15 protein-coding genes and 1 pseudogene are annotated in these 24,399 nt (G+C 71.0%); 6 read left to right on the top strand and 10 right to left on the bottom strand.

All coding sequences use genetic code 11. The features are described 5' to 3' along the window. Nucleotides 1-28 precede the first annotated feature (28 nt). The 6 genes and pseudogenes from GPA04_RS15435 to GPA04_RS15410 all read right to left on the bottom strand — a co-directional run bounded on the left by GPA04_RS15435 (nucleotide 29) and on the right by GPA04_RS15410 (nucleotide 11,218). Nucleotides 29-3,646, bottom strand: a complete 3,618-nt coding sequence (locus GPA04_RS15435) for a TM0106 family RecB-like putative nuclease (protein WP_156225090.1) — start codon at nucleotides 3,644-3,646, stop codon at nucleotides 29-31. A gap of 127 nt (nucleotides 3,647-3,773) precedes the next feature. Beyond that, nucleotides 3,774-4,427, bottom strand: a pseudogene (locus GPA04_RS15430) (HNH endonuclease family protein); the annotation flags it as partial. A 115-nt stretch (nucleotides 4,428-4,542) separates the two neighbouring features. Then, nucleotides 4,543-7,083 (bottom strand): alpha-mannosidase, encoded by a 2,541-nt coding sequence (locus GPA04_RS15425; protein WP_156225089.1) that lies wholly within the window; start codon nucleotides 7,081-7,083, stop codon nucleotides 4,543-4,545. Next, nucleotides 7,080-8,132, bottom strand: a complete 1,053-nt coding sequence (locus GPA04_RS15420; protein ID WP_156225088.1) for a LacI family DNA-binding transcriptional regulator — start codon at nucleotides 8,130-8,132, stop codon at nucleotides 7,080-7,082. Before GPA04_RS15420 ends, GPA04_RS15425 begins: the two co-directional genes overlap by 4 nt. Continuing rightward, entirely contained in the window at nucleotides 8,129-9,979 is a 1,851-nt protein-coding gene (locus tag GPA04_RS15415) for an MBL fold metallo-hydrolase (protein ID WP_241680835.1), read from the bottom strand. The genes GPA04_RS15420 and GPA04_RS15415 overlap by 4 nt, the downstream gene beginning before the upstream one ends. Nucleotides 9,980-10,336: 357 nt before the next feature. Continuing rightward, complete coding sequence (locus GPA04_RS15410) at nucleotides 10,337-11,218, bottom strand: hypothetical protein (RefSeq protein ID WP_156225086.1); 882 nt, start codon at nucleotides 11,216-11,218, stop codon at nucleotides 10,337-10,339. A 197-nt stretch (nucleotides 11,219-11,415) separates the two neighbouring features. On the opposite strand from GPA04_RS15410, the gene GPA04_RS15405 reads away from it, so the two are divergent. Together GPA04_RS15405 and GPA04_RS15400 are read left to right on the top strand one after the other, a co-directional pair. Next, a complete protein-coding gene (locus GPA04_RS15405; protein ID WP_170299368.1) occupies nucleotides 11,416-12,378 on the top strand; it encodes a carbohydrate ABC transporter permease in 963 nt (320 codons plus the stop codon). After that, entirely contained in the window at nucleotides 12,378-13,337 is a 960-nt protein-coding gene (locus tag GPA04_RS15400) for a carbohydrate ABC transporter permease (RefSeq protein WP_156225084.1), read from the top strand. The genes GPA04_RS15405 and GPA04_RS15400 overlap by 1 nt, the downstream gene beginning before the upstream one ends. 157 nt (nucleotides 13,338-13,494) lie before the next feature. On the opposite strand, the gene GPA04_RS15395 is transcribed toward GPA04_RS15400, so the two are convergent. From GPA04_RS15395 to GPA04_RS15380, 4 genes are all read right to left on the bottom strand, one after another. Continuing rightward, complete coding sequence (locus GPA04_RS15395; RefSeq protein ID WP_156225083.1) at nucleotides 13,495-14,898, bottom strand: ABC transporter substrate-binding protein; 1,404 nt, start codon at nucleotides 14,896-14,898, stop codon at nucleotides 13,495-13,497. Between the two features lie 292 nt (nucleotides 14,899-15,190). After that, nucleotides 15,191-16,879, bottom strand: coding sequence for a type 2 periplasmic-binding domain-containing protein (locus tag GPA04_RS15390; protein WP_156225082.1), 1,689 nt, complete (start codon nucleotides 16,877-16,879; stop codon nucleotides 15,191-15,193). A gap of 101 nt (nucleotides 16,880-16,980) precedes the next feature. Then, the gene (locus tag GPA04_RS15385; RefSeq protein WP_206674247.1) at nucleotides 16,981-17,937 is read right to left on the bottom strand and encodes a carbohydrate ABC transporter permease; all 957 of its coding nucleotides are present in this window, start codon (nucleotides 17,935-17,937) and stop codon (nucleotides 16,981-16,983) included. Then, nucleotides 17,934-18,905, bottom strand: coding sequence for an ABC transporter permease (locus tag GPA04_RS15380; protein WP_156225081.1), 972 nt, complete (start codon nucleotides 18,903-18,905; stop codon nucleotides 17,934-17,936). The genes GPA04_RS15385 and GPA04_RS15380 overlap by 4 nt, the downstream gene beginning before the upstream one ends. A gap of 306 nt (nucleotides 18,906-19,211) precedes the next feature. Between GPA04_RS15380 and GPA04_RS15375 the strand changes: the two genes are divergently transcribed. The 4 genes from GPA04_RS15375 to GPA04_RS15360 are packed head-to-tail and all read left to right on the top strand — an operon-like array spanning nucleotide 19,212 to nucleotide 24,397. After that, entirely contained in the window at nucleotides 19,212-21,659 is a 2,448-nt protein-coding gene (locus GPA04_RS15375) for a glycosyl hydrolase family 95 catalytic domain-containing protein (RefSeq protein ID WP_162458634.1), read from the top strand. Next, complete coding sequence (locus tag GPA04_RS15370; RefSeq protein WP_156225079.1) at nucleotides 21,656-22,852, top strand: CaiB/BaiF CoA transferase family protein; 1,197 nt, start codon at nucleotides 21,656-21,658, stop codon at nucleotides 22,850-22,852. Before GPA04_RS15375 ends, GPA04_RS15370 begins: the two co-directional genes overlap by 4 nt. Then, nucleotides 22,849-23,964: an extracellular solute-binding protein gene (locus GPA04_RS15365; RefSeq protein ID WP_156225078.1), complete on the top strand. Its 1,116-nt coding sequence runs from the start codon at nucleotides 22,849-22,851 to the stop codon at nucleotides 23,962-23,964. The genes GPA04_RS15370 and GPA04_RS15365 overlap by 4 nt, the downstream gene beginning before the upstream one ends. After that, complete coding sequence (locus GPA04_RS15360; protein WP_156225077.1) at nucleotides 23,951-24,397, top strand: MaoC family dehydratase; 447 nt, start codon at nucleotides 23,951-23,953, stop codon at nucleotides 24,395-24,397. The genes GPA04_RS15365 and GPA04_RS15360 overlap by 14 nt, the downstream gene beginning before the upstream one ends. Nucleotides 24,398-24,399: the final 2 nt, after the last annotated feature.

Here is a 24,399-nt window from a genome sequence, read left to right as displayed (position 1 = left end):
TCAGACCACGGTACGGGGTGCGTGCCGTTCACGCAGGTATCGAGGACGCCGACGCGCGAGCGCTCGATGCGCGCACGTGCGCTCGCTGCCCGCGCCGGCCGACCTCGATGAACGCCGCCAGATCGGCGAGCTCGCGGGCCGAGGTCGGCATCGTGCGCGTCAGCGCGGGGGAGCGGACGATCAACGCGGCCCAGCGACCGCGCGAGAGCGCCACGTTGATGCGGTTGCGGTCGAGCAGGAAGCCCAGCCCGCGGGCGGCGTCCTTGGCGGTCGAGGCCGCCAACGACAGCACCGCCACCACGGCCTCCTGGCCCTGGAACCGGTCGACCGTGCCCACCTGCACCCCGGTGAGCCCGGCCAGGTCGAGGCGCTCACGGATGGTGTGCACCTGAGCGTTGTAGGCGGCGACGACGATCACGTCGCTCGCCGCGAGGGGTCGCCGGCCCTGCTCATCGGTCCAGGTACGACCCAGCAGCGCCTCGATCTGAGCGACCACCTCGGCTGCTTCCTCGACCGAGCGCGCATGGTTGCCGCGGTGCTCGACGAGGATCTCGTGGACGCCTGGTTCGACTCCCTCGAGGTGACGTGCCGCTGCCGGCTCGGCGCTGCGGAGCCGCCCCTCGTAGGAGAGGTCGGACACGGCGAGGCACAGGTCCGGGTGCATACGCCAGGTGCGGTCGAGGAAGTAACCGAGCTCGGCGGGCAGCACATCGGCTCCCGCCATCAGCGAGCCCAGCGCCGACGCGTCGACCGGCGCGGCGTGCCGGCCCTGGCTGACCTGGGGCAGCTGCTGCGGGTCGCCGAGCAGCAGCAACCGGCGTGCCGCGGTCGCCGCGGCGATCGTGTTCGCGAGCGCGTACTGCCCCGCTTCCTCGACCACGAGCAGGTCGAGGGCTCCGGCGGGCACGCGGTTGCGGTTGGCGAAGTCCCACGTGGTGCCGCCGAGCACGCACCCACCGGTGGAGCCGTTGACGAAGTCGAGCTGGCGGGCGCCGCTCAGCGTGCGCCAGGTGCCGCCCGCACCACCGCGCTTGGCCACCAGATCGGCCGGCACCCCGGCCGCCAGCACCCGCATCAGCATCTGCTCGACGACGGCGTGCGACTGCGCCACGATGCCGATCCGCCAGCCGTGATCGCGGACGAGGCGCGACACCACATCCGCACCGAGCAGGGTCTTCCCGGTGCCGGGCGGCCCTTGCACGGCCACGTAGGAGTCGTCGGAGTCCAGGAGCGCGGCGGTGACCGCGCTCGCGCGGTCGGCGGTGCTCGGACCCGCGGCCTCGGGCAGCCGGCCGCTGCGCTGCCGCGGTGGTGTGCGGCGCAGCAGGTCGAGCGCAGCACCGGCGACCGGCTCGGCGTCCCCGAGAACGCCGCGGGCGACGGCGCTGACCGCGTCCACCAGGGTGCTCGTGCGCGGCGGTGCGCCGGGCACCACGAGCATCGGCAGCAAGGAGTGCGGCGGCACGTCCTGGTCCAACCGTTCGCGCACCTCGAGGACGTCGAGGCCGGCGTCGGAACGGCCACGCGAGACCAGGCTCGCGTAGCTGGTCGCGCGGACCTGCCCTGCGCGCGTCCGCATCCCGTACGGCAGCGGTGGCCGGTACACGCAGAACACCTCGGACCCGGCGTCGATCGAGCTGCCGGCGCCGAGCCTGCCCTCGAGCACCAGCCGGCGCCTCCACCGCCCGGTCTGGCCCTGCTCCCACGGCCCGGCCTCGGCACGATGGATGTCGAGGACGTCGCGCTCGTCGGTCCAGTCCGGCGCGTCGGCACCCAACCGCGCGCGGTGGGCCTTCCAGAACGGCTCGTCCTCCTGGCGGTGGTAGGTCAGGGCGGCGGCGAGCAACGGCAGCGCGGGGTCGTCGTTGTCCTGGGTGCGGGCCTGGACGCGCCGCGCCAGCACATCGTTCTCGCGCAGCCGCACGCCGCGCTCGGGTTCGGGCAGCAGCGCCGGTTCCTCCAGCTGGTCCAGCTCGAGGACGGGCTCGCCGCCGAGCGCCGCAGCCGCGTGCGCGACCGCCGCCTGCAGGTCCTCGCGGTGGGCGCCCTCGCGCAGCTCCAGCAACCAGTCCCGCAGCCGCAGCGTGGACTCGCAGTCGTAGCGGTTGTAGTCGGCGAGCGCTTGCAGCCGCTGCTGCCAGCCCTCGGTGTCGCCGGCATCGCGCAGCCGCACCGCCTCGGCGTACGCCACGACCGATGCGCCGCCATCGGTGACGCCATCGGCATCGCGGAGGTGCTCGCCCATGTAGAAGGGTTCGAGCTTCTTGATCGAGTACGACCGCTGTGAGACGTGCACGCCACGCTTGACCGTCTCGTACAGGTCGACGAACGCGGTGAGCGCCTCCTCGACCTCCTCCCGCGGCACCCGGTGCCGCGCGGCGAGCGTCCGCATCGCGGCCGGCTCGTAGAAGGCGTAGTGGTAGACGTGCATGCCCGGGTGGGCGGCGCGCCGCTCACGCAGGTAGGCGAGGAAGTCGATCAGCGCCTGCTTCTCCGAGGCCCGGTCGTGCGCCCAGAAGGTGACGTAGCGGCCTTCATCGGTCGGGTCCACCGGGCTCTCGAGGATCCCGAACAGGTACTCCAGCCCCCACTCGTGGCGGTTCTCGTCCACCCAGAGCGGGTCGCCCTCGAAGTCGAAGAACAGGTCGCCCGGATCGGGAGCGGGCAGGGCATCCAGCGGCGCGAGCGAGTGCACCTGCGCCGCCAGCGCCGGCGTGATCCCCGCAGCCTCGGCCCGCTCCTGCTGCACCTGCAGCCGGGCCTGCGTGCGGTAGCGCTCGAGCGCGGCCGGGTTGAGCCCCTGCACGGGACCCCGGGAGTCGGCGAGCGCGTCGATCGTGGTCAGGCCCGCTGCGCGCAGCACCTCGCGGGTGCCGGCCCGGAGCCCCCACACGAGCCGGACGTCGCGTGCCTGCTCGATCCCGTCGTGGCAGTAGTCGCACCACCCGCACGCCGTGATCCGGTCATCGCCCCACGCGATCGGCTCATCGGCTGCGGCATGCTCCTCGACGAGCTCGTCGACGCGGCGCCGCACCTCGCCGAGCACGGCCAGGCTGTCGTGCGTGCTGTGGTCGGTGACGATGTCGTTGCCCAGGTGCAGGTGCGTCGACGCGGCGAGCGGTACCCCGGCCCGCTGCAGCTGGTCGGCATACGCCGCGAGCTGCAGGATCGCGGTGCCGCGGGGGCGGCGGGCGAGCTTGGCATCGACGACGGCGTAGCGCGGCCGCCCCTCGAGCCCGCCCTCGACGCCACCCTGGCCAGCGTCCTCGCGGACCAGGAAGTCAGCACGGCCGTGGAAGCGTCCGTCGAAGAACCCGCCCTGCGCGACCACCGGAGCACCGGCCGCCAGCGCTGCGATCGTGGCATCGTGCTGGCGCTGCAGCGCCTCCCGCGTCCACTCCTCGACCGGCGCGATCTCGACCACGCCATCGCCGAACGCGGCTCGGTAGCGATCGAGCACGCGCTCCTCGTGGAGGTCCCCGAGCGCCGCCGCGCGCTCGCGCATCGGGTCGCTGGTCTCCAGCCGCGGCGCTCGCTCGAGAACCTCGTCGGCGCGACGCAGCAACGCGTACTCGCAGGTGAGCGCGACCGTGAGGTCGGTGGCCGAGATCACCACGGTGCCATCGCTCTGCTCGAGTGCGAACACGGCCACTCCTCTCCGTCGTCGTGCTCAGCCGGTGCGGCTGGGTGTCGAGGGCGAGGCTAGCCCGCGGGTCTGACAGCGGCGCTGCTCCGGGTTCGGGTGGGCACCGCCCGAGCGCCGCCGCGAGCGCCGCGTGCTCCTCGCTCGTGACGCCCAGCCCGTAGGTCGTCTTGACCAGGATCTGCTGCACCGCGTACGCGCAGTGGTAGCCGGTGTTGGGCGGCATCCAGGTGGCGGCATCGGCAGCGCTCTTGTCCTGGTTGACCACGCCCTCGGTGGGTACGAGGTTCGCGGGATCGTTCGCGAACGCCAGCGCGAGGTGGGGTGGCCAGGCGGCGCCGCCCTTGCGCCAGGCGTCGGCGAGCGCCACCACGTGGTCGATCTGCACCTCGGCGCTGGTGTCCGGGCCGCGCCGGAAGTCCACGAGGTGCCCCGTGTACGGGTCGCGGAGCGTCCCGGCCGCCACCAGGCACGGTCGCGCCGGGTCGCGCGTGACGTCGGTCAGCCATGCCGCCAGCACGTCGTTGCGGGTGTCGCACCCGTTCCCGTCGACGTCCGCCCACGGCTGCCCGAAGAACTCCCGCTGGTACCCCTCGATCGGGAGCGGCTCGGTGACCCGCACCGTGGTGAGCGCCAGCCCGGCGGCCGCCACGCGGTCGGCGTCGACCGGTGTCGGCGGCACCGGCCGCACCCGCGCCCACCACAGCGGGACCACGCACACCACGGCGGTGACCAGCACGACGGCGACCACCAGCGTGGCCAGCCCGCTCGCCCTCACCCTCATCCCACGATGGTGGGAGATCCCGGTGACGCACGCTCCGCAGTCGGGACCCTGCTGTGGACAACGGTGCATCGGGCCGCACCGGTGGACAACCCTGGCGGCTGGCGGCTCGCGCGGGTCAGGTCAGCGGCAGCTCGAGCAGGTCGACCTCGACAGGTTCCCCGTCGGCGCGCACGCGGAAGGTCCTCAGCTGGTACGGACCCCACTCGGCCTCCAGCGTGCGGTCGAGCAGCGGGAGCGCGATGCTTGCCCGGGCGCTCGCCCCGCGGGTCTCGACCGCACGCACGATCAGGTCGTCGCCGGCCTCGCCGGGATCCTCGGCACCCTTGACCGCCGTCACCATGACCGGTCCACCGCGATCGTCCACGAAGGAGTGGGTCAGCGGCAGGTGACCGTCGTGGGAGGACTCCAGCATCGCGCGCGGCGCCTGACCCAGCTCCTGCCCGCGACGGGTGGGCTCGACCTCGTGGTGGTCGCCCGCGTGCGGCGCCATCAGGTAGCTGAAGCGCTGCGTGCCCTGGTCCTGGAAGGTGTACAGACCCTCGGGGTCGAGCAGTCGCGGGTCGTGCCAGGAGTACACCGGGCTGCGCACCGCGGTGATCCCGATCGAGGCGTCCGGCGAGACGTCCCAGCCGTGCTTGTTGGTCGCGATCACCGTGAGCCCGGCGGGTGCGCCCCCGATGGTGCCGGTCAGGTCGACCCAGGTCTGCGCGGGTTCCTCGGCGCCGTCGACCGGCCGCTCGAGCTCGCCGTAGGGGATCTCATAGGTCGCCCGCGGCTCGGTCAGCGCGGTGGGGAAGCGGAGCTTGAGCAGGTGTGCCTGCTCGCGCCAGTCGAGCGTGACGTCCACGCGCAGCGTCGTCGCGTCGTGGCCCAGCAGCAGCTCCTCGATCAGCCGGGACGCGCCCCAGGTCCGCTCGATCCGCAGGCGTGCTCGCAGCGGCCCGCTCTCGCGCACCACGATGCGGTCGAGCTGCATGGGCGCGCCCTCCCACGCGTAGGAGATCACGCGGTGGCCCCAGGTGTCGGTCGGGTCCTCGCACACCTGGGTGTGCGCGCGCTCGGGACGTCCGACGACGTCGGTCCCGGTGCGCTTGTCGAGCAGCGAGGCGACGTCGCCGGTCGTCGGGTCGATCTCGACCCGCAGATGCTCGTTCTCCAGCAGGGTCTCGGTGACCGTGAGCGGCCCGGTCGCCGGCGGGGCGCCCGGCCCGGAGAGCATCCGGTAGGTCCGGTACCCGAGCGCGGGCACCTCCGCGCGGAAGACGACGGCGCCGCGCCCCTTGTCGGACGTCGTCGCCACCGACTGGGTGGTCTGGGACGGCACCTGCGCGCCATCGTCTTCAGGGACCAGGTGCACCCCGGTGGGCTGCACGCCGTACTGCAGCTCGATGTCGGCGCTGACCGGCCAGGGGTGCGGGTTGAAGACCAGCACCGGCTGCGTGCCCTCGACCAGCGGGATCGGGATCTGCCGCGCCAGCACGTTGTGGGCGCGGGTGATGATCCGCTTGGAGATCGCGATCGCCTCACCGAGCTGGTCGCGGGCGTCGTCGTAGGCGGACTCGATCGCCGAGCCCGGCAGCACGTCGTGGAACTGGTTGAACAGCACCTGCTTCCAGGCGTGCTCGAGCTCGTCCCGCGGGTAGTCCAGGCCGTCGTGGAACGCGACCACCGCTGCCCACCGCTCGGCCGAGAGCAGTGTCTGCTGCGCCTTGCGCTGCCACGCCTTGATGCCCGAGTGGGCCGAGTAGCAGCCGGGCGCGTGGTGCTGGAGGTCGTCGCGTCGCACCGGCAGCGAGTCCAGGAACCGCTCGCCCCGGGCGGTCATCTCGTCGACGTACGCGCGCGGGTGTGACATCCGCATCCTCCCGAACGAACCCATCCGGTCGTACCGGTGGATCGAGTCGATGTTGGCCTTGGTGGGTCCGCCGCCGTGGTTGCCGACGCCGTAGAACACCATCGCCTCGCCGAGCCCGCGGTCGAGCTGGGCGATGGCCTTCTCGGTCTGCCAGGAGACGTCGCCCGGCGGGCTGCAGTACTCGAACGGGATCCGGTAGCCGAGCACGCGTGAGCCGTCCGGCGACTCCCACCAGAACAGCGTGTGCGCCGAGCCGTCGGCCTCGTGCGGGCCGGGCCGCATGAAGACGTAGCTGTCCATGCGCTGCAGCCGCAGGATCTGGGGGAGCATCGCGTGGTGACCGAACGGGTCGACGTTCATCCCGACGTCGGCCATCCTGCCGAACCGGGAGGCGAGGTAGCGCTGGCCGATCAGGCCCTGCCGGGCGAAGGACTCACCCATCGGCATGTTGCAGTCGGGCTCCACCCACCAGCCGCCCACGTTGACCCAGCGACCCTCGGCGACGCGCTCCCGGATGCGCTCGAACAGCTCGGGGTCGGACTCCTCGACCCAGGACAGCAGCACGACCTGGTCGCACGTGAAGACGAAGTCCGGGTACTCCTCCATCCGCTGGATCGCGGAGGCGAAGGTCGCGCGCGCCTCGGCGTACCCCTCCTGCCACGGCCACAGCCACACCGGGTCGAGGTGCGCGTTGCCGACCATGTGCAGGGTGCGGTCCGGTGTCGCCGCGGGGCGCACACCCGCCGGCAGGCCGCGCGGCTGCGGCCCGGAGGGTGCGTTCGACAGCGGTGCCCCACTCATGCCGACGCCCCGGCTCGCGTGTCCAGCAGCGCGGGGATCGCCGTCGAGCCGCGCCGGATCATCCGGGTCGGGACGACGACGGTCCGCGGTGCCTCCTGCTCGCCGCGCAGCTCGTCGATGAGCGCGCCGACGGCGAGCGCGCCGATCGCCTCCGGGTCCTGCACCACCGCGGTGACGCCGGGGCTCACCATCGACATCCAGGACGCGTCGTCGAACGCCACCAGCGAGAGCCGGTCCGGGACGGCGATGCCGAGGTCGGCGGCAGCGCGCCAGGCGCCCTCGGCGAGCAGGTTGTTCGCCGCGAACACCGCGGTCGGCGGGTCAGGCCGTTGCAGGAGCTCGGTCGCAGCCTGACGAGCCGCCTCGGCGTCCCACCCGGTGGGCACCACCAACCGGGGGTCGATCGCGTGTCCTCCGGCTCTCAGCGCGTCGGTGTAGCCCTCGCGCCGGTCGTTGCCGGTGGTCCACTCGGTCTCGTCGAGCAGCAGCGCGATCCGGCGGTGGCCCAGTGCCAGCAGGTGCTCGGTCGTGGCGCGCGCGGCCGCCCGGTTGTCGACGACGACCGCCGAGACGGTGTCCTCCGAGAACCGGCGGTCCGCCTCGATCACCGGGATGCGGTGGCGCACGAGATACCGCGAGAGCGTCGCCGTCACGGGTGTGGCCACGACGCCGGCGACCCGCAGCGCGACGAACGTCTCGGCCGCCGAGGTCTCGTCGTCCTCGTGGCCCCAGTCGTCCAGCAGCACCATCGTATAGCCGGCGCTGCGGCAGGCGCGCGCCGCACCCGCGGCGAGCGCCGAGTAGAAGGCGTTCCGCAGGTCGCTCACCACCACGCCGATCAGGCGGCTCGACTGCTGCTTCAGGCTCCGTGCCGTCGCGTCGACCACGTACCCCAGCTCCTCGGCAGCGAGCCGGACCCGGGAGCGGACGTTCTCGGCGACGTACCCGGTGCCCGACAGCGCGCGCGAAGCGGTGGAGCGCGAGACCCCGGCCGCCTCGGCGACCTCCTTGATCGTCGCCCGGCGGGCGCCGATTCCGTCGTTCCTCACTGCTGCCCCTTCCAGACATCGACGACGACATGGGCCTGCTGCCCCAGCTTGACCTCACCCACGGTGACGTCGACCGCGACCGGCTGACGGCGCCCCGCCGTGCTCGCTCGCACGGTCAGCACGGTCTCGGCCTCGGTGTGCCCGTCGAGCTCGAGCTTGCGCTCGCCGTCGACCACGTGCCAGCCCCGCGGCGGCACCACCCGTACCAGCACCGCGGCCCAGTCCGAGAACGGGTTGCGCACGCGCGCCGTGATCGTGAGCTCCTCCCCGACCTCGATCGCGGCACGGTACGGGCTGAGCCGCACCGCCGCGCCGTCGGCTCCCAGGTCGAGGTCGTCCAGCGGCAGCAGCTCGCGGTGGCGGGCATCCAGCGCCTGCCCCTCGTCGGCGAGGTAGTCGAGATAGGCGGCCGTGACCGTGCGGGGCTGCCAGTGCCCGCTCGCCAGCAGACCCGGCGCCAGCCGACGGTACAGCTGTGCGGACGCGACGTAGTCACCGAGCCTGAACCGGTTGCGGTACTGGTAGTTGAGGACGTCGCGGCCGTGGCTGCCACGTGCGCCGTCGGGTCCGCCCATGCCTTCCTGCTGGTCGCCGGTGAACACCACGTCGATGCCGTCGACGCTCAGGCTGTAGGCCACGGCGTACATGGTGTGGCCCGGCTGGGGGTGCACGCCGATCGTGTACTCGTTCCACTCGAACGTGCCGTCGTCGGGGAGCACGCGGTCGGCGGGGATCGGGTCGTACCACTGGCACGGCAGGTCGTGCGCCCACGGATCGGCGAGGACCTCCGCCACCGCCCCCGGGATCCAGAGCTCGGTGCCCTCGACGTCGCGCAGCAGCGGCATGCCTGCGACGTGGTCGTCGTGGTAGTGCGTAGGGATCGCCACGCTGACACGGCGCACACCATGACGGCGGCGCAGCGCCGGCAGCGACTCCAGCCACGGACGCCGGGAGGAGCGGTCGTTGCCCCAGGCCGAGCCGAAGAACATGTCGTAGCCGTAGTCGATCAGCAGCGCCTCCCCGGTCTCCGAGAGCAGCACGTAGCTCGCCGACATCCAGGACGAGGTGTTGAGCAGCAGGTGCGGGGTGACGACCACGAACGGGTCGTCGAGCTTGCTGAGGCCGTCGAAGGCGTGCTCGCTGCGGCTCTCGGCGTACTCCGAGATCCGCTCGGCCAGCAGGCCCAGGGCCGCCCGCGGGTCGTCCATCGGGTCGCCGTGCGAGGGCAGCAGCAGGTCGGGTTCACGCCGGGCGAGCAGGACCGCGCTGACCGCCAGATAGCTGGGTCCCTCGCGACCGGTGTAGGTCCACTGGGTCGCCGCGAGCGACCAGACCTTGCCCGGGCTGTGGATGAGGTCACCGCTGAAGGCCAGCCGCCGTCCGCCGCGCTCCAGCAGGTAGGCGACGGAACCGACCGTGTGACCCGGCGTCGGGATCGTGGTGATCGCCGTGCCGCCGAAGTCGGCGGTGCGGTACTCGGGAACGGTGCCGGCGACCGGCACCGAGCTCGTGAGCGAGAACCAGTCCTGCCGCAGGTTGTCGTCGTTGTCCAGCTGGCGGGTCTGCCACATCTCCTCGACGGCGGCGAACAGCTCGACCTCGACCGGCGGCACGTGGATGCGGGCGCCGTGGGCGACGGCGCGTGGGAGCCCTTGACCCTGGTCGCGGTGGTGGTGGGTCATCAGCACATCGGTGACGCGTTCGATGCCCACCTCGGCGAGGTGGTCGAGCACCTCGCCGGCACCGAAGTCGATGCAGATGCCGGACGTCGGGTCGGTCTCGCTGCGGATCAGGTAGACGTGGCAGGTGTCAGGGATCCGGTAGACGCCCTCGGCGACCTCGATCACGACACCACCCGCCCGCTGTCGGGTCGGCTGCAGGATGGCGCCGGCGCGGGCGGCGCCGCGCTGTCGAAGATCACGCTGGGGACTCCTCGCTCGGGGGTGAGCGCGGTCACGAGCGCGGCCGTGGCCGCGCCGGGACGCACGCCGGAGCGAGCGATGGCGAGAGCGTGACAGGGCGCTCCGACGGCCGTGTGGGCTCGTCGAAGCTCCTTCACCAGGACCGTGCAGGGCGTGGTCGACACCGTCAGCAGGTCCGGGCGGATGCCACCTTCTGGACATCCCTCCTCCTTGCCTGACAACGATCCCATGTCCGGAGGGTCGAGCGCCACTTCGGTGGCGCGGGCGGCGACGCCGGTCCGCTCAGACGTCCTGCCAGGGCCGGGCACAGGTGTCGACGATCTCCGTGAGCCGCTCCAGGCGTGGTCGTGAGCGCTCGGCGAGCGCGGTCGGCACGTCCGCGGCGCCGACGACGTCGCTCCACAGCGCGCGACCGGCGAGGAAGCCGCTGGCGCCGGCCCGGCACGCAGCCTCGACGGCCGGCGCGAACCGGTTCTGGGGCACGCCCTGCGACAGCACCACCCATGGTCCGGTGATCACCGCAGCCAGCCGGTCGCTCGCAGCCTGCTGCTCGGCCGGCTCGCCCGCGCCGCCCAGCGGAACCTGCACCTTGGTCAGCGAGGGCCTCAGTGCGCTCAGCTCGGCGGCTGCCTCACGGATCGCGACGTCCATGTCCCAGCTGCCGTCCCTCTCCTCGGCGGGTGCGGCACGCACGACCGGCTCGAGGACCGAGAGCACGCCGTGCTCGCGCGCCGCGGCGATGAAGCGCTGGGCGAGGTCGATCCGCGCATCCCGGCGCTCGTCGCGCCGCCAGATCAGCAGCAGCTTGATCGCGTCGACCCCGTCGCGGACCGCCGCGACCGCGCCGTCGTCGAGAGCCGTGTCCTCGACCGGGCCGCCGGGTCGCTGCTCGAGGGCGTCGGTCGCGAGGATGAAGCCGCAGCTGGGCGGGAGCAGCCGATCGGCCAGGATCTCCAGGCCGCCCAGATCGCGGTCGACGAGGAAGGCCGATGCGAGCTCGCCGAGCGTGATCGCGACGTCCCGCTTGAACTGTGTGAGAACGCCGTCGGGAACACGGCCTGCGCCGGCCTGGTCGAACATGTGACGAAGGCTCTCGCGCTGATCCATCGCCACCATCGCCAGCCCACCCGAGGGCCGGGCGATCGCCTGCAGTGTCGTCGTCATCGTTCGCCTCCGGGTGACAACGTTCCCACATCCACGGCGTCCGGACCAGGGAGGCCGAGGAGTGGTTGCGTCGCCCCAACCCCGGGCTTATAGTCGGCGAGCGATGTGTGGAATCGTTACCACATCACGGACGAGGCAGTCCAGGGAGGGTGGCAGATGATCGGCAGCGAGAGGCGACCCCTGCGACAGCGCGCAGGATCACGATGACCGCCTCCCCGGCCAGCGACACGCGTCGGAAAGCACCGCGGCCGCCCATCAAGCAGCGCAAGTACAACAGGCGCGAGGCGCTCGCCGGCCTCGCCTTCATCTCGCCCTGGTTGCTCGGGTTCCTGATCTTCACGCTCGGCGCGATGCTCTACAGCCTGTACATCTCCTTCACGTACTACAGCCTGGCGACCAACACCGCCAACCCTGCCGGGTTCGCGAACTACGAGCTGCTGCTCGAGGACCCCAAGGTCATGCTCGCGCTCGGCAACACGCTCTTCTACGCCGTGCTCGCGGTGCCGCTGGAGCTGATCGTGGCGCTGTCGCTGGCGCTGCTGCTCAACAGCGTGCGCTTCGGGTCAGGGTTCTTCCGCACGGTCTTCTACCTGCCCAAGATGACGCCTGCGGTCGCGACCGCCTCCGTCTTCCTGCTGCTCCTCAACGGCAACCAGGGAGCCATCAACAGGGGGCTCGCCGCGCTCGGCATCCAGGGTCCCCAGTGGTTGCTCGACCCGGGCTGGATCAAGCCGTCGATCGTGCTGATGACGCTCTGGGCGGTCAGCGGGACCATGGTGATCTTCCTGGCCGCGCTCAAGAACGTCCCGCGTGAGCTGTACGAGGTCGCCGAGCTGGACGGCGCCGGCAAGGTCCGGCAGTTCTTCTCGATCACGACGCCGATGATCTCCGGCGCGCTGTTCTTCAACTTCATCGTGCTGACGATCGCCGCGCTGCAGGTGTTCGACCAGGCGTACCTGCTCTTCTACCGCGACAACACCGCGGCGGCCCCGGACGCGTCGCTGTTCTACGGCGTCTACCTGTTCCAGCAGGCGTTCCGGCAGTTCAACTTCGGGTTCGCCTCCGCCATGGCCTGGCTGATCTTCGTGATCATCATGGTGATCTCCGTGGTCCAGGTGCGGCTGAGCAACAGGTTCGTGTACTACGAGAGCGAGCGCTGATGGTCACCACGAAGGATCGCGTGCCGGCCGTCGTCGGGTCGCTGACCGAACCGGCGCCGCCGCCGCCACCGGGGCGCCGCCGACGGATCGCCCGCGGTGACGACGCCCCGCTGAGCACGGGCGGCAAGGTCGGTCAGGTGGTGCGGTGGATCCTGCTCATCGGGATCACCTTCATGTTCATGTACCCGTTCCTGTGGCTGCTCGCCGCGAGCTTCAAGCCGCGCGGGCAGGTGTTCGACAACCGCCTGATCCCGCTCACCTGGCAGCCCGCGAACTACGCCAAGGTCTTCGACGAGCTCCCGTTGCTCAACTGGATCGGCAACAGCGTGTTCATCGCGCTGGCGGCCGCGGTGCTGGTGACGGTCTCCAGCTCGCTGGTGGCCTTCGGCTTCGCCTACTTCCGGTTCCCGCTGCGCGGCTTCCTGTTCGGGCTCGTCCTGGCCACGATGATGCTGCCCGGTGCCGTCACGCTGATCCCGCAGTACCTGATCTGGAACAACCTCGGGCTCGTGGGCACGAACGTGCCGCTGTGGGGGGCGAACCTGTTCGGCAGCGCCTTCTACATCTTCATGCAGCGGCAGTTCTTCCTCGGGCTGCCACGTGAGACCTTCGAGGCCTCCCGCGTGGACGGTCTGAGCTACTGGGGGATGTTCTGGCGCATCGCCTTCCCGCTCTCGGTGCCCTCGTTCATCATCATCTTCCTGTTCGAGTTCCAGGCGAGCTGGAACAACCTGCAGGCGGCCCTGATCTATCTGAACGCGGGTTCCCCGGACCAGTACACGGTGCCGCTCGGCATCGCCTCGGCCATGGTGAAGTACAGCCCCACCGCGGGCGGTCACGGCGACTACCAGTACGTGATGGTGGCCTCGCTGCTGGTCACGCTGCCGATGCTCGTGCTCTTCGCGTTCGGGCAGCGCTACTTCATCCAGGGCATCGCGACCCAGGGCCGCAAGGGCTGATCCCTCCCCTCCCGGACCGTGATCAGCCGGCCTGAGCGAGCCCGGCTGGCCCGTGCGGGCGGCGGACATGACTCAGGGCGGGCACCTCGTGGTGCCCGCCCTGAGTCTTGGTGGTGAGCCTCCCCCGAGGACTCAGCCGTTGCCTGCGACCTGCCTGTCAGCCCTGCCCGGCGACAGCCTGGTCGTAGGCACGCATCGCTGCCTCCTGGGCCGCGGCGAGGGCTGCCGCCGGCTCCTGCTCCCCGAGCAACGCGGCGGTCACCGCGTTCTGCACCTCCGTCTGGATCTGCTGGCCGGCGGGGGAGGACCCGAACGACTCACCGCTCGCGGCGACGTCGTAGTAGGTCGCGATCGTCTGGTTGAAACCGGTGAAGTCGGTCTCCTGCACGTACTGCTCACGGATCGACTCGTCGGCCTCGGGCGAGCCCGTGAACAGGCCCGCGTTGATGCCGAACCGGGACGCGTCCGCGGCGGTGGTCTCGGCGCGTGCCGCCCCGGCGGCCTCCCAGGCCTCCAGCGAGGTCAGCGCGATCAGGTAGGCGCACGCGGCCGAGGGGTTGTCGGACGCCGTCGGGATGACCAACGACGAGCCGCTGGCCGCGGTGATCGGCTGCCCGTCCTGCGACATCATCGGCACACCGCCGATCTCGACCTGCTCCGCGTACGGTGTCAGCACGTTGACGTACCACTGGTCGAACACGGCAGCGCCGACCTGGTCGGCGACGTAGGAGTTGTTGTCGCCGAACACGTCGAAGCTGTCGACGAAGCTCTTGACGTTCGCGTACCCGCCCTGGGCGTCGTAGAGCTCGGTGAGGAACTCCACGGCCTCCACGTTGGCCGGGTCGTCGATCATCGGCATGCCCTCGTCGTCGATGATCCCGCCGCCGTAGCTCAAGAACCACAGCGACGCCTTGCTCACGCCCTGGGGGTCGAACCCGATCCGGGTCGGGATGCCGCCCTCGAGAACCGTCATCGCCTCAGCAGCGGCGACCAGCCCGGCGGGATCGGAGGTGTCGATCTGCTCGGGGGTGATGCCCGCTTCGTCCAGCACCCGGGTGTTCAGCAGGATCGCCGGCGGCTGGTAGAACTGCGGCACCGCCCACACCTCGTCCTGGTAGGTCACGTCCGCGACCACCTGGGGGTACCAGTACGACGTCGGATCGACGCCCTGGGCCTCGAAGCACGCGTCCAGCGGCAGGATCAGGTTCTGTGCGGCGTACGTGGCGACGAACTGCCGATCCATCAGCACCATGTCCGGCAGGCCGCCGCTCGCGGCGAGCGTGGTGAACTTCTGCGCGTCGAACGCCGAGTTGTCCTGCTCGAGCGTGACGCCCGACTCGCCGACCACCTCCTCGGCGAGGTCGATCCGCGACTGCGCGACCTCGTCCGCGTTCTCAAAACCCCACAGCTCGAGCTCGCCGGAGATCTCTGTGGAGAACTCGGCTTCCTCGCCGCCACCGCCGCCGCCGCCACCGCCGCCGTTCCCGCCTCCGCAGGCCGCGACGGCGAGGACGCCCGCACCAGCGAGCACGGCGACGAACCTCTTCCCAGGTTGCTTCATTGCATGTCCCTTCGGGCACTGCCGGTGGCGTCATCGCCGATCGGTGTGGGGTGACGCCGTGAGCCGATGTGGGAACCATCCCACATCGGGACGGTACCTGACCGAAGGTACCCCGACAAGAGATGTCCTGGCGCTGATGAAATCGTGATCCGGCCGTGATGTGGCGTGCCCCATGCATGCGGGACGAACTCGCCGACGCCTATGACATCGATCCCAGCCAGGCAGTCTGGACAGCGCGACGAACGGCCCGGGTGCTGTGCGCACCCGGGCCGCCGGTGAGAAGGGCTCGCGACTACTTCGACGCGTCCCAGGCCTCCTGGTAGATCTGCACGTACTGCTCGCTGCCGTTGGCGACGAGCGCGTCCTGGAACGCCTGCCAGTCGGCGTCGCTCTCGATGTCACGGACACCGGTGATGAACTCGGCACTCGCCTGCAGCACCACTGCCTCGACGTTGGTCTGCACCGTGGCGAGGTCCGCCGACTGCTCCTCGGGGACCCACAGGTTCCAGTAGGGGAATGCCTCGGACGGGCTGTTCTCGGCGTAGGGGAGGGTCGCCTCGAACAGGCGGCGCTCGTAGCCCGCCAGGTCGTAGACGTCCTCAGGGACGACCTGCGCGCCGCGGAACTCAGCGCTGCCGTAGTACTGCGCGAGCGGACCCCAGGCCACGTTGGCGTTCTGCGTCGCCTCGGCCCCGCTGAGGCGGTACCGGATGAACAGCGGCTCGAGCGTCTCGTCCAGCGCGACGTCACCCTCGGCGGGGTAGTCCCAGGCGGTCCCTTCCTCGCCGAACTCGGCGCGCAGGTGGTTGTCGAAGTCGACCATCCAGTCCATGATCTGCACGAGCTTGGCGGCCTCCTCGTCACCGGCGTTGTTCGTGATGACGAACGTCGCACCGGCGACCGAGGACAGCAGCTCCGAGGCAGGGGAGCCGTTCGGACCCGTCAACGGCGGGACCGCGTCGTACTGCTTGTCGCGGCCGTCCTCCTGACCGACCGTCACGAACACGCCCGGGTGCCCGACCGTGGCCGCTCCCAGGATCGGGTCGCCCGCGACGTCACCCAGCGCCAGCAGGGCGTCCTGGTTCTGCGTGAAGGCAGCCTCGTCGATCAGGCCCTCCGCGAACAGCGAGCTGACGTAGCGCAGGCCCTCGCGCCAGCCGTCGAGCGTGGGCTGCAGGGTCACCGTGTCGTCGCGCAGCGCGAGCGAGGCGGGTACCGATCCGTTGATGGTCGAGGTCGGCACGTAGACGAACGGGTTCATGAGGAACGGCAGCACCGAGTTCGCACCCGGGGTACCGGACAGCGGCACCTCGTCGGCCTGGCCGTTGCCGTTGGGGTCCTCGTTCTTGAAGGCCGTGAGCACCTCGCGGAGCTCCTCGGGTGTGGTGGGCTGGTCCAGGCCGACGGCGTCCAGCCAGGCCGAGTTCATCCACAGCTTCGAGGGGTAGGTGCAGTGGAAGCAGTCGTTCCACTGCGGCAGGCCCCAGACGTTGCCGTCCGGCGCCGTGGACAGGGCCTCCCATTCCGGCGTGGTCTCCCAGGCTGCCTGCAGGTTCGGGGCGTTCTCCTCCAGCAGGTCGTTCAGCGGGCGGATCACACCCTGGTCGCCGAGCTTGATCAGCTCGGCCTGCGAGAACTGGTTGACCCACGGGATCAGCAGGAAGGCGTCGGGGTAGTCGCCGCTCGCCAGCGTGATCTGTCGCGCCTCGCCCGCCGAGGCGGAGTCCCAGGTGGTCGTCTCGAACTGCAGGTCGACGTCGAACTCCTCCTCCAGGAAGAGCGTGAACTCGTTGGTGTTCAGGTCCGAGTCCGCGCCCTGCTGGCTGAAGATGGTGATGACGCCGTCGTCGGCGCCTCCGCCACCGTTGCCGCCATCTCCCCCGTCACCGCCGCCGCCGGGGGCACAGGCGGCGATGGTCAGGGCAACGGCGCTGACACCGACGGCGACGGTCGCCGTCGCACTCCGGGTTCGACGTGTCATCTATCTCTCTCTTCGTCGTGAGGTGACGCCACCGGGTGGTGGCGGGTACTGCGGGGGGTATGGCCGCCGCCGTCAACGTTCGACGGCGTCCGACAGGTCGATCAACCCTTCACGGCGCCCAGGAGCAGCCCCTTGGTGAAGTAGCGCGCCACGAACGGGTAGATGAGCATCACCGGGACCGTCGAGATCACGATGAGCGAGTACTTGAGCAGGTTGGCCAGCTGCTGCCGCTCCAGCGCCGAGGTCGCGTCGCCGCCGCCGTCGGTGTTGAGGATGAGAATGTTCCGCAGCACCAGCTGGAGCGGGTACAGGCTCTCGTCGCGCAGGTAGATCAGCGCGTCGAAGTAGGAGTTCCACTGCACGATCGCGTACATCAGCGCGATGACGGCGATCATGGGTGTGGCCAGCGGGAGCACCAGCGTCCACAGGATCCGCAGGTCGCTGGCGCCGTCCAGCTCGCCGGCCTCGCGCACCTCGTCGGGGATCGCGGTGCGGAAGTAGGTGATCGCGAGAATCGCCGGCCAGACCGCCACCGCGTTGGGGATCAGCAGCGCCCATCGGGTGTCGAGCATCCCCATCGCCTGGACCACGAGATAGGTGGGGATCATGCCGCCGGCGAACAGCATCGTGAAGACCACGGCGCCGGTGAGGACCTTGCGGCCCACGAAGTCCGCGCGCGAGAGCGGGTAGGCCAGCATGACGGTGAGGGTGACGCTGATCAGCGTCCCCGCAGCGGTGTAGAAGAGCGAGTTCGTGAAGCCGCGCACGATCTTCGGGCTCGAGAGCGCCACCTCGTAGCCGCGCAGCGTGAACTCGACCGGCCACAGGAACACGCGGCCGGCGGAGACCGCGGCAGGGCTGCTGAAGGAGCTCGCCACGATGTACAGCAGCGGCAGCAGCACCACGAGCAGGAACGTGATCAGCAGGGCGTAGACGCCGACGAGGAAGAGCCTGTCCACGAGGGACTCGCGCACCTTGGTCGGTCGGGTGCGCCGGCCGGCGGCTGCGGGCGCCTGCGTCGGCTCGCCCTTCTTCTCGGCCACGGTCACGGCGCTCACCACAGCCCGTTCCCCGTGACACGCTTGGAGATCGTGTTGACGCCGAGGAGCAGCGCCAGGTTGATCACCGAGTTGAACAGGCCCACGGCGGTGGCGAGGCTGAAGTCGGCGTTGAGGATGCCGAGCTTGTAGGTGTAGGTCGCGATGATCTCCGACTGCGACAGGTTCAGCGGGTTCTGCAGCAGGAACGCCTTCTCGAACCCGACCGCCATGATGCTGCCGACCGACAGGATGAGCACCACCACGATCGTGGGCATGATGCTCGGCAGGTCGACGTGCCAGATCTTCTGCAGCCGGTTCGCGCCGTCGACCTTCGCCGCCTCGTACAGGCCCGGGTCGACGCTGGCGAGGGCGGCGAGGTAGATCACCGCGGAGTAGCCGGCCGTCTGCCAGACCTCGGTCCAGACGTAGACGTGGCGGAAGAAGTCCGGCTTCGCCAGCCAGTCGGTCTGCGGAACGCCGAAGAACCCGAGCAGGTCGGAGGCGAGCCCGATGCGGGGGGACAGGATGAGGATCGCCATCGAGACGACGATCACGGTCGAGATGAAGTACGGCGCGTAGGTCACCATCTGGACCGTGCGCTTGAAGAACCGTCCACGGACCTCGTTGAGCGCGAGCGCCAGGATGATCGGGATCGGGAAGCTCGCGATCAGCGCGTACAGACTGAGGAGAAACGTGTTGCTGACGACCGTCTGGAACATCGGGTTGCCGAAGAACCGCACGAAGTGCTCGAGGCCCACCCAGTCGCTGGCCCAGATGCCCGCGATGATGTTGTAGTCCTTGAACGCGATGACCGCGTTCCCCATCGGCAGGTACTTGAACAGGGCGAAGTACAGCAGCGGAGGGATCACCAGCAGGTACAGCTGCCACCGCCGGCGGATCGATGCGCGGAGCCGACCTGGCCGTCCGCGGTCACCGACCGACGGACGGGTCGCCACCGCAGCAGCCGGTATGGGTGTCGGCGTCATCGGTGTACCCAGACCTGTGTCTGCACCCTGGGGGTTCCTCTCGATGTTCAGGCCTGGCGGCGCACCGTTGCGGGGCGGTCTGCGCACCTGTGACCTCGTCGTCAGGTGAATCGTTTGTCCGGATGCTAGCCACGGAAGCGCCCGACATGCAACCCCCGTGTCCGCACTGTGACAACGAATTTAGGCGGGGTTGCCAGAATCGCGTCGACACGGTCTATCGTGTGGGCCACCAGTAAAATCGATTCTCCGGAGTGGACAGTGTCGTCAGAGCTTTCGTCCGAGGTGGTGCCGAACCCGGCGAGGCCCGTGGCGCACCCGGTTCACCGGCTCGAGTTCTCGAGCCCCGCGACCGAGTGGGTCGAGGCGCTGCCGGTCGGCAACGGCCGTCTCGCTGCCATGGTCTACGGCGGCGTCGAGGACGAGCTGCTCTGGCTCAACGACGGCTCGGTCTGGTCGGGGCCGCCCCGCAGGCCGCAGCCGCACCCGGTCACCAGCGAGGTCGCGGCCGCCGCGATCGCCGCCTCGCGCGAGGCCGTCGCGGCCGGGGACTACGTCGCCGCCGAGCAGGCGTTGCACGCGCTCCAGCACTCCTATCCGCAGTCGTTCCAGCCCCTGGCTCGGCTGCGCCGCACGATCGGCCGCGTCCACGAACCCTCGCCGCAGGCCGAGGTCGTGCCCGCGAACGACACGGTCACCGCTCCGTCGGGACGTCACGCGCGTGGGCTCGACCTGCAGGCGGCCACCGCCTGGACCAGGGCGGAGGCTCCGGCGGGCACCGTGACGCAGCGGGTCTTCGTGAGCGCGCCGCACCAGGTGATGGTGGTGCAGGTCGAGTCGAGCGGCCAGCCGGTCGCGTTCACGCTCGACTCACCGCTGCGGCTCGAGCAGTCCGGTGCCGAGGACGGCGAGGCCTGGATGGTGCTTCGTGCTCCCGACGACGTGGTGCCCGGCTTCCAGCGCGAGCCCGACCCGATCCGGTGGGCGCAGGATCCACGTGGCGTGCAGGCGGCGGTCGTGATGCGCGCGCTGGGCGGCGAGGTCCGCGCCCGCACAGCGCCCCACGGCGTCGTGATCGAGGTCGACGGCGGGGCGACCCTGGTGATGGCGGTGCGGACCACGTTCACCCGGCTCGGGCAGGACCCCTCGGGTGACCCGGGACCCGCGCTCGCCGCGGCCAGGCAGCTGGTCGAGCAGGCGGCGGCGGCCGGGCTCGAGCAGGTGGAGCGCGAGCACGTCGCCGCGCACCGCGCTCTCTACGACCGCGCCGAGCTGCGGCTCGGCAACCGTCCCGAGCCGGCGGTGGACGCCCCGGCCGACACCGACGCGTTGCTCGAGGCCGTCGCCCAGGGTGAGACCGCGCGGGTCGGCGCTGCCCCCGAGCTCGCCGCGCTGCTCTTCCAGTACGGCCGCTACCTGCTGATCTCCAGCTCCAGGCCCGGTGGCACCCCCGCCAACCTGCAGGGCATCTGGAACCAGCAGATGCAGCCGCCCTGGAGCTCCGACTTCACGATGAACATCAACCTCGAGATGAACTACTGGCTGGCGGAGACCACCGGTCTGGTCGAGTGCCTCGAGCCGCTGTTCGCCCTGATCGAGGCGTTCGCCGAGCGCGGCACCGAGCCCGCCGAGCGGGTCTACGGCTCGCAGGGGTGGGTCGCGCACCACGCGAGCGACATCTGGGCGTTCGTGGACCCGATGGGCGACGGCACGCACGACCCTGCCTGGGCGTTCTGGCCGTTCGCCGGGGTGTGGCTGAGCTCGCACATGGTCGACCGGCTCACCTTCAGCCACGACGAGGAGGCCGCCCGACGGTTCTGGCCCACGCTGGCCGGTGCCGCGAGATTTGTGCTCGACTGGCTCGAGCCCCGCCCCGACGGCACGCTCGGCACCTCACCCTCGACCTCCCCCGAGAACCGCTTCGCGGTCGCCGGAACCGCACGGGGCTCCTCGGTCGCCGCCGACTCGACCATGGACCTCGAGCTCAGCCGCGGTCTGCTCCGCTCGCTGCTGCGGCTCGCGGAGACCTACGGCATCGCGGACGAGGCGCTGCTCCAGGAGGCCGCCGAGGCGCTGCCGCGCATCCGCCAGATCGGCGTGGACAGCGCCGGCCTGCTGCGGGAGTGGGCGGACGTCGAGGAGATGGTCGACCCGCGACACCGGCACCTCGTCCACCTGGTCGGTGTGCACCCGACCGACGCGTCGCCGTCGGCCTACATCGCGGACGCGGCCCGGCGCAGCCTCGACGCGCGCGGCGACGAGGGGACCGGGTGGTCGCTGGCGTGGAAGATGGCGATGCGCGCCCGCCTGCGCGACCCCGAGGGTGTGCAACGACTGCTGGACCTGTTCGTGCGGCGCAGCGTCGAGATCGAGCCCGGTCCCACCGGCGGCCGGTGGCGGGGTGGTCTGTATCGCAACCTGTTCTCCGCCCACCCGCCGTTCCAGATCGACGGCAACCTCGGCGTCGTGGCCGCGATCTCCGAGGCACTGCTCGCCTCGCACGCCGGTGTGCTCGAGCTCCTGCCGGCGCTCCCGCCGGACCTGCCCGACGGCGAGGTCCGCGGCCTGCGTGCCCGCGGCGGCCTGGTCGTCGACATGCGGTGGCGCGGCGGCGCCCTCACCGGCGCCCGCATCTCGTCCGACCACCCGGTCCCGCGGACCGTGCGCGTGGTCCACGGATCTCACGAGCGTGTGCTCGACATCGCCCCCGGTCAGTCCGTCCGGGTGGCCCACGACCTCTCCCTGGAGCAGTCATGACCGTTCCCTCGCCAGGACTGCCTCGGCCGCTGGAGGGTTTCCTCGTCCTCGACTTCAGCCAGTTCCTGGCCGGACCTGTCGCCGCGCTCCGGCTCGCCGATCTCGGCGCCCGCGTCATCAAGATCGAGCGCCCCGGTTCTGGGGACATCGGGCGCGGGCTCGCGTTCGCGGGCGCACGGGCAGGCACCGACACCGTGTCGTTCCACGCGATGAACCGCGGCAAGCAGAGCGTCGCGGCCGACCTCAAGGACCCCGAGCAGCTCGCGTTCGTGCGGCAGCTGGTGGAGCAGGCCGACGTCGTGGTGGAGAACTTCCGGCCCGGTGTGATGACGCGGCTCGGGCTCGACTACGAGACCGTCAAGGAGGTCAACCCCGGCGTGGTCTACGGGTCGATCACCGGGTACGGCAACGAGGGCCCGTGGCGCGACCGACCGGGGCAGGACCTGCTCGCGCAGTCGATCTCCGGGCTGCCGTGGTTGCAGGCCGACCCCGAGCCCAGCCCGTTCGGCATCTCGATCGCCGACCACCTCGCCTCCTGCCACCTCGCGCACGGCATCACGGCACTGCTGCTGCGGCGGGCGCGCACCGGCGTCGGCGGCCAGGTGGAGACCTCGCTGCTGGAGGCGATGCTCGACCTGCAGTTCGAGATGCTCTCGGTGCGGCTGACCGAGCCGGCTGCGATCACCCCGCGCCCGCGCGGTCCGCACAGCGCCCACACCTACCTGCCCGCCCCGTACGGGGTGTACCCCACCGCGGACGGCTACCTCTCGATCGCGATGAACCCGGTCCCCCAGCTCGGCAGGCTGCTCGAGATCCCCGAGCTGGTCGAGATGACCGAGCCGGAGACCTGGTGGGAGCAGCGCGGCCACATCGAGACGCTGCTCGCCGCGCGGCTGCGGACCCGCACCACCGCGGCGTGGCTGGAGGTCCTCGACGCCGCCGACGTCTGGTGCGCACCGCTGCACACGATCGACGAGCTCGTGGAGCACGACGGCTTCCGCGCGATCGACATGGTGCAGACGTTGCGACGCGACGAGGCCGACGGCTCGACGACCGACGTCACCACCACGCGGCTGCCGATCCGTGTCGACGGCGAGCGGCTGTGGGGTGGGCGGGCGGCGCCCACGCTGGGCGCCGACACCGAGGCCGTCCGGAGCGAGCTGGCTCCCACGCCCGCCGAGGTCGTGTCATGACCACCCGGCTCCGCGGCATCACGTGGGACCACGAGCGCGGCCGGGACAGCGTGGTGGCGGCCTCGCGCGCCTACGCCCAGACGCACGACGTCGAGATCACCTGGGAGGCGCGGTCGCTCCAGGCCTTCGCCGACCAGGGACTGGAGGCGCTGTGCGAGACCTACGACCTCCTGGTCATCGACCACCCGCACATCCCGCACGCCGCCCACGCCGGGCTGCTGGCCGCGCTGCCCGAGGGTGAGGGGCCGAGCGCGTTCGTCGGGCGCAGCGACGCCAGCTATCGCTGGGAGGGCGCCCGGTACGGGCTCGCGATCGACGCCGCCGCGCAGGTGGCGGCCTACCGTCCCGACCTCCTGCCCGAGCCGCCACGCACGTGGGAGGAGGTGCTCGAGCTGGCGAGCGCCGGCGTCGTGCTCTGGCCCTCCAAGCCCATCGACGCGTTCGCCTCGACCTTCACGCTCACCTCCGGTCTGCAGGGATCCGACGCCGGCCGCTCCGGCTTCGGTGACCCGGTGGCCTTCGGGCAGGCGTGGGACCTCCTGGGGCAGCTGCGCGACCTGGTTCCGCCCGAGTGTCTGGCGATGAACCCGATCCAGGTGGCCGACGCGATGGCGGCCGAGGACCGGTGGGCCTACGCCCCGCTGCTGTACGGGTACAGCAACTACGCACGCGACGGGTTCCGCGAGCACCTGGTCCGGTGGACCGACATCCCCGCGATCGACGGCGTTCCGCGCGGCTCGATGCTGGGCGGCGCCGGGCTGTCGGTGTCGGCGCGAAGCGCGCACCGCGACGACGCGATCGCGTTCGCGACCTGGGCGGCGACCGGCGAGGTGCAGGCCGGTGTCTACGCGACCGGCGGTGGCCAGCCCGGGCACGTGGCGGCGTGGGAGGACGACGCGCTCAACGCCCTCACGCACGACTTCTTCCGCGACACCCGCGCCACGCTCGACGCCGCGAGCCTGCGGCCGCAGCACCCGGGCTACATGCACGTGCAGGACGCGGCGTGCGAGCGGGTGCACCGCGGGCTGACCGGGCGGGAGCCGGCAGCTGCGGTGCTCGAGGACCTGGACCAGTTGTTCGCAGCGTGGGGAGCAGCAGATGCAGGTCGTTGACCGCTACCTGGAGGACTACCGGGTGGGTGAGGTGCGGTCCACGCTGGGCCGCCAGATCACCGAGGCCGACGTGGTGCTGCACGCGGGGCAGACCGGTGACTTCTTCCCGCACCACATGGACGAGCGCTGGGCGATCCAGGCAGGGCTGGGCGGCCGCATCGCGCACGGCACGCTGATCGTCTCGATCGCGGTCGGCATGACCGCCGGGGACGTCAACCCGCAGGCGATGAGCTACGGCTACGACCGGATCCGTTTCATCAAGCCGGTGCTCCTCGGGGACAGCATCACGGTGCAGGCCGAGATCATCGAGGTCACCGACCACCCGCGCCGACCCGAGCTGGGTCGGGTCGACGAGCGGGTGACGGTCACCAACCAGGACGGCGATACGGTGCTGTCGCTGGTGCACCTGTACGTGGTCAACAAGCGGAGCTGAAC

Origin of the sequence: Pseudactinotalea suaedae, assembly GCF_009733815.1 — a bacterium.
GTDB lineage: Bacteria > Actinomycetota > Actinomycetes > Actinomycetales > Beutenbergiaceae > Pseudactinotalea > Pseudactinotalea suaedae.
This window is presented reverse-complemented; position numbering and strand designations above follow the sequence as displayed.

Coding starts and splice junctions, on each gene's coding strand:
- GPA04_RS15425 (WP_156225089.1), bottom strand. CDS start 7,083: ATGAGTGGGGCACCGCTGTCGAACGCACCCTCCGGGCCGCAGCCGCGC.
- GPA04_RS15410 (WP_156225086.1), bottom strand. CDS start 11,218: ATGACGACGACACTGCAGGCGATCGCCCGGCCCTCGGGTGGGCTGGCG.
- GPA04_RS15400 (WP_156225084.1), top strand. CDS start 12,378: ATGGTCACCACGAAGGATCGCGTGCCGGCCGTCGTCGGGTCGCTGACC.
- GPA04_RS15395 (WP_156225083.1), bottom strand. CDS start 14,898: ATGAAGCAACCTGGGAAGAGGTTCGTCGCCGTGCTCGCTGGTGCGGGC.
- GPA04_RS15390 (WP_156225082.1), bottom strand. CDS start 16,879: ATGACACGTCGAACCCGGAGTGCGACGGCGACCGTCGCCGTCGGTGTC.
- GPA04_RS15380 (WP_156225081.1), bottom strand. CDS start 18,905: ATGACGCCGACACCCATACCGGCTGCTGCGGTGGCGACCCGTCCGTCG.
- GPA04_RS15370 (WP_156225079.1), top strand. CDS start 21,656: ATGACCGTTCCCTCGCCAGGACTGCCTCGGCCGCTGGAGGGTTTCCTC.
- GPA04_RS15365 (WP_156225078.1), top strand. CDS start 22,849: ATGACCACCCGGCTCCGCGGCATCACGTGGGACCACGAGCGCGGCCGG.
- GPA04_RS15360 (WP_156225077.1), top strand. CDS start 23,951: ATGCAGGTCGTTGACCGCTACCTGGAGGACTACCGGGTGGGTGAGGTG.